The organism is Oleiphilus sp. HI0132, from assembly GCF_001635845.1.
Genome location: NZ_LWGJ01000837.1, coordinates 1 through 346 on the forward strand (window position 1 = coordinate 1; position 346 = coordinate 346).

At 45.7% G+C, this 346-nt stretch carries 1 protein-coding gene; it reads right to left on the reverse strand.

Annotated features, from left to right (window positions below; all coding sequences use genetic code 11):
* Nucleotides 1-346, reverse strand: a 346-nt coding sequence (locus tag A3766_RS09535; protein WP_156508834.1) for a hypothetical protein, incomplete at both ends; no start/stop codon positions are given.

Here is a 346-nt window from a genome sequence, read left to right on the forward strand (position 1 = left end):
TATCAGAGTAGGTTGAGTGGATACCCCATTTCTGGTGAGGTGTAATCCAGTTCAATACGATCTCTTTGTTGCCGTTTGGTTTCTTGTCTAACAAAGGCTTAACTGTCTTCATGTTAACTGGTGGCTTATACAAGCACTGGGTTTCACCGAAGTCACGCATCCACTCATGATCCTGATAGAACTGCTGACGACCTGTCACTGTTCTCCATGGAATCAACTCGTGTACGTTGGTATAACCTGCGTTATAAGATACGTGCTCATCTTCCAGACCTGACCAGGTAGGAGAAGAGATGATCTTACGAGGCTGCGCCTGAATGTCGCGGAAGCGGATTTTTTCCTCTTCTTT